The organism is Microvirga tunisiensis, from assembly GCF_009296175.1.
Taxonomy (GTDB): Bacteria; Pseudomonadota; Alphaproteobacteria; order Rhizobiales; family Beijerinckiaceae; genus Microvirga; species Microvirga tunisiensis.
In genome coordinates this window covers 1-4,391 of record NZ_VOSK01000445.1, presented here as the reverse complement: position 1 = coordinate 4,391, position 4,391 = coordinate 1, and the positions used below count along the sequence as shown (strand labels likewise).

The following is a 4,391-nucleotide window of genomic DNA, read 5'->3' as shown; positions in this document are numbered from 1 at the left end:
AGGGCAAAATGGAGATCATTCGTTGCCTCAAGCGCTTTGTCGCGCGGGAGATCTTCGGCTATCTCTGCCGAGCCAGCAGGGCTCCCACGACAGTCCCTTCGACCTCTTGACCTTTATAGGAGCATCAATGCGGTGGTCGAGACCTTCTTCAAGACCTTGAAGTCCGAATTGGTCTGGCGCACCGTGTTCCAGACCAGGGCCCAGGCCAAGCAGGCGATCGGCCGCTATATTGACGGCTTCTACAACCCAGTCCGGCGTCATTCGAAACTGGACTATGTCAGTCCGGTGCAGTTCGAAAGGCTGGCCGGATAGCTACTAAAGCGCTCTCCACTAAACTGAAGCAAATCCACGGTGGCGAAAGCCGCGACCTCATCCAAGCTCGGGGCCTTGCTGCACGTGAAGAGCATCGGGCCTGAGCTTGCAACCGTCCTCGCCAAGGAGGTGTTCTACCGATGCTTTGCCAGCCGGCGCCACGTGGCCGCCTATGTGGGGCTGACCCCCAGTCCGTTTGCGAGCGGCCGCAGGTCACGCGAGCAGGGCATCACCAAGGCGGGTAATGCCCGCGCCCGCAAGGCGCTGATCGAACTCGCCTGGCTGTGGGTGCGTAACCAGCCTGACAGTGCACTCGCGGTCTGGTTCCGCAGCCGTGTGGGGTCGGCCACCGGTCGGGTCAGACGCATTGCGATTGTGGCCTTGGCCCGCAAGCTGCTGATCCTGCTGTGGCGCTATGTCGAAACAGGCGTCCTTCCGGCCGATGTTGTCGTGAAGCCCTGAACCCGCTTGCGCGCTGGCGCTGGATTGTCAGCGCGTGATGTCTGAGGGGAGTGCGACCGCTTTTGCCCCTGGCTGGAAGAATGCCGCAAAAAAGAATGGTCGCGCTCACCTTGGAGCCCGTTCCCGTCGCATGCGGGATTATGGTCAGGGCTTAGGCCCAACCGGATATAAGGTGATGCGGACGAACGGTTCGCATGAGCGCCATCGGGCTCAACCTCGGAGATCACGGCAGCACCTGCGACCAGCACTTGACTGACGTATCGGCCCATATAAGGGGCGGCTCGAAACGCTCTACACCGCACCGCCTGCGGGCAGCTGTGTAGTCTGTCTGGACGAAATGGGGCCGGTGAGCGCCAAGAGCTATGCAGGTCATGCTCTGGTGCAGACAAAGACCCGACCGGCCGAGCGAGCCCGACAGGAGATCGATTATGGCCGCCGCGCCAAAGGCTATGTCTTTGGCGCGTTTTGTCCGGCAACCGGCGAAGCCTTCACGCATCCCTATCCCGGACGCGGCAGTGCGCATTGGGTCGACTTCCTCGACCACGTTGAGAGATGGATCCCGAGCACGACGGCGCGAGTGTACGCCGTCATGGATAACCTGAGCTCTCATCGCACGACGGATGTGCTGCTGTTTGTGCTGGCGCACCCACGCTGGGAGATGGTGTTCCAGCCCAAGTACGCCGCTTATCTCAACCTGATCGAGCCCTGGTGGAAAATTCTGCGCTCCCTCGCATTAGCGGGTCGGCGCTTCGAGAGCTGGGACGAGATCACCGAGGCGATCCACCTCTCAACAGTCTACTGGAATGCACACCGCCATCCCTTCGTCTGGGGCAAACGCCGTCGGCATCGGCCTCGCCGCTCGCCCGGCATTGCCCTCCTGCCGAGGGCCGCATGACTTACCGGATGAACCACTAAGTAGGTCGCCATAAGTCTTGCAACGCGAGAGCTGCGGGTGTTTCCTGGGGAGCATGCAACGACATGATCACTCTCCCGGGACGGGGCTCGACGAGGCGGATCGCAAGCGGCTGGCCGCCGCGCTGGCTGGCGCCCGTGAGGCCCGCGTGTATCGCCGCCTCGAGGCGCTGCTGCTGGTGGCCGAGGGGCATTCCGCAGCCGAGGCGGCCCGCCGCTGCCGGGTCAACCGCTCCAGCGTCCACCGCTGGCTGGCCCAGTACAAGGCTGAGCATGAGGCCACGGCCCTGATGGACCGGCCGCGCAGCGGGCGTCCTCGCCTCCATCGCCCGCTCACACCACGGCGGCTGGCGGCAGCCCTGGCGCGCGATCCGCGCCGCTGCGGCTACCAGGCCACGAGCTGGACGGTGCCGCTGCTGGCGCACGACCTGGCCGCGAAGGGGATCATGGTCAGCCCCCGGACGCTGCGGCGCCGGCTGCACGAGGCGGGTTATCGCTGGAAGCGCCCGCGCTACGTCTATGTTGCGCGCGCGGCGCATCTGCCGCAGAAAAAGGGGGCGTCATCCGGCGTCTGAAGGCGGGCTGGCACAGAGGCGATCGGCTGCTGTGCCTCGATTGGACGCTGTTGCGGCTGTTCCCGCCGCTGCGGGCGACCTGGGCGCTCAAGGGCAGGCAGGCGGTTGTGCCGGTCACCGGCCGCAATGCCAAGCGGGTGCTGTTTGTATAGCGCGACGATTAGGGTGAGCGGGAGCGCGTCAACTATGGTGAGCGCCTGCGGGCCATGGTGATGCTTTCCTAATTGTCGCTCGTGGTCAAGGTTTTTGATTGCGCGTCAATTAGGATGAGCGGTGGTGCCAGGGTCGGATGTGACAGCACGGGTGTCGCTGGGCACTTTGGCGTGAGATTCCAGATTTTTGGGAAGTTGTTGGCAGTTAACCTGAGACTCTGGGAGCATGGAGTCTCAGGTTAACTGCCAATGTGAGACAGGAAAGGGAGGCCCCTCCCCCTCCCGCTTTCAAGCGCCTCAAAGCGCTGCCGACCTCCCAAGCGTGTTTGCCGCCGTAAATCCGTGACCATGCGAACTGGGTCCCGCATGACGGTGGCGAGCCCAGCAAGAAGCGCAGTGCGGAGCAATATGGGCAGGAAGGGCTGCCGGACCATGTGTCTCTCAAAGCCATGGCGGTGGACCGCCTCATCAAATCCGGGCACGACGGTATTGAGCAGGCGCGATGGCCGATAGCCCTCCCGCAATTCACTAGGATCAGGCCAGCGCGGGAGCAGTAACAGTCGCATGAGCACCGCTGGAGACGGTACATCACGGTCGCCGGCCTTGTGCTGTTCGAAGGCAGCTTCGCCTTCGCACGCCCTCTCCCACACGGTACCGAACAGGTCTTTGTATTGCGCGATTTCGCCAGTGTGCGTATCGGAGGCTATGTCTATCAGGCGAGTGCCGCAGGCCCTGCAGGTGATACGCCATCCCTGAACCCAGCTTTTCAGGATTGGGGCTCCATAGGAAGCGGCGGACTCAGTACAAGTTTGGCATCTCTGAGCCGGTGGGGCCCGCCGGATCAGGCGACGAACATCGTTGCACGCCTCAGCGTGGCTCATGGCAGCAATACGCGCAGGCTCACACCGAAGGCAGCCCGCCAGCACAATCTGCTGGGCGAGCGATGGCCCGTAATCAAGAGCCTCAAGGCAGGGTGTCTCCAAGCCGAGATGACCGAGCAGGCGGCGATTTCCCACCTCGTAGAAGGCCGCATGGCGCGCCAGCCAGGATGACAGCAATTCGTCTGGCAAAGGCTTAAGGACAACCGGCAGGGAATTAATCGAGCGCCGCATGGCTGGCGTCACGAGTAGGCGGCCTCAGGTTGGATGAGAGGCGTCCACTGTAAGACGGCATCGTCAGTAATCTGCTCGCGGCCATTCTCAATCGTAGCAATCGTCAAGGCATTCAGCATCGTGAAGATGCCTGCCGTGAGACCCTGAGTGGCTTGCAAGATGTGGCGAAGGGATTTTGCCGTCAGGACACTCGGCTGGCGCAGCGGCAGATTGCGCAGGGCTGCCCTGATCAGATCTTCAAATTCCTGGTTGGCCGACCATCGCGGCAAGGTAAATGCCTCAAAGCGCCGTGCAAGTTGCACATCGCCGTGGATCGCTTCCCGTGCCTCCATCACCCCAAAGCAGACGAGCGACATTCTCAGTTCATTGCTCAGGAACCGGAGAGTATTCAAAATGACGCGTTGGTCGCGGTGGGACCCACACAGGAGATTATGCACCTCATCAATCACCAGGACTTTGATCTGGGTGATCCGAAGGAGGCCAATCGCCTTCTGCTCCAGATCCGCCATGGTGGCGCGGGGATTGTGCGGAGCTCCCAGGGCCGTAAGGAGCTGAGCATAGAGGCGCGCTCACTGGGCTTCCCGGACATCTGCAGGCCCAGCACAGGTGTTCTGGCACTCCCCATTTCCGGGTCGAAGTCCGGCGGGTGATCGAGGCGGAACCTCTCCATGATCATTGTTTTGCCCATGCCGGAGTCGCCGTAGATTGCGACTGACGGCATCCGTGTCGTTCGGGGATGGTCCCGCTTTATTTCGCCTCCAAACGGCCTGTGGTCGTCCGCAACGGCATGCTGATTATGGTCGACGATGAGCGCATGCCTCTTGAACCGGGAGAGAGAGTTGAGGAGCGCTTGGTTCGCTTCCGTA

3 protein-coding genes and 3 pseudogenes are annotated in these 4,391 nt (G+C 62.2%); 5 read left to right on the top strand and 1 reads right to left on the bottom strand.

All coding sequences use genetic code 11. The features are described from left to right. Window positions 1-126 precede the first annotated feature (126 nt). The 4 genes and pseudogenes from FS320_RS51195 to FS320_RS38910 form a co-directional block, all read left to right on the top strand. A pseudogene (locus FS320_RS51195) lies at window positions 127-312 on the top strand (IS3 family transposase); the annotation flags it as partial. A 39-nt stretch (window positions 313-351) separates the two neighbouring features. Further along, the gene (locus tag FS320_RS38920) at window positions 352-774 is read left to right on the top strand and encodes a transposase (protein ID WP_338105659.1); all 423 of its coding nucleotides are present in this window, start codon (window positions 352-354) and stop codon (window positions 772-774) included. Between the two features lie 259 nt (window positions 775-1,033). Further along, window positions 1,034-1,669 (top strand): transposase, encoded by a 636-nt coding sequence (locus FS320_RS38915; RefSeq protein ID WP_338105660.1) that lies wholly within the window; start codon window positions 1,034-1,036, stop codon window positions 1,667-1,669. 73 nt (window positions 1,670-1,742) lie between these two features. Continuing rightward, window positions 1,743-2,261: a helix-turn-helix domain-containing protein gene (locus FS320_RS38910; RefSeq protein WP_244627667.1), complete on the top strand. Its 519-nt coding sequence runs from the start codon at window positions 1,743-1,745 to the stop codon at window positions 2,259-2,261. Between the two features lie 1,272 nt (window positions 2,262-3,533). On the opposite strand, the pseudogene FS320_RS38905 reads toward FS320_RS38910, so the two are convergent. After that, window positions 3,534-4,213: pseudogene (locus tag FS320_RS38905) on the bottom strand (TniB family NTP-binding protein). A 48-nt stretch (window positions 4,214-4,261) separates the two neighbouring features. On the opposite strand from FS320_RS38905, the pseudogene FS320_RS49065 reads away from it, so the two are divergent. Then, window positions 4,262-4,391, top strand: a pseudogene (locus FS320_RS49065) (sulfate adenylyltransferase subunit CysD); the annotation flags it as partial.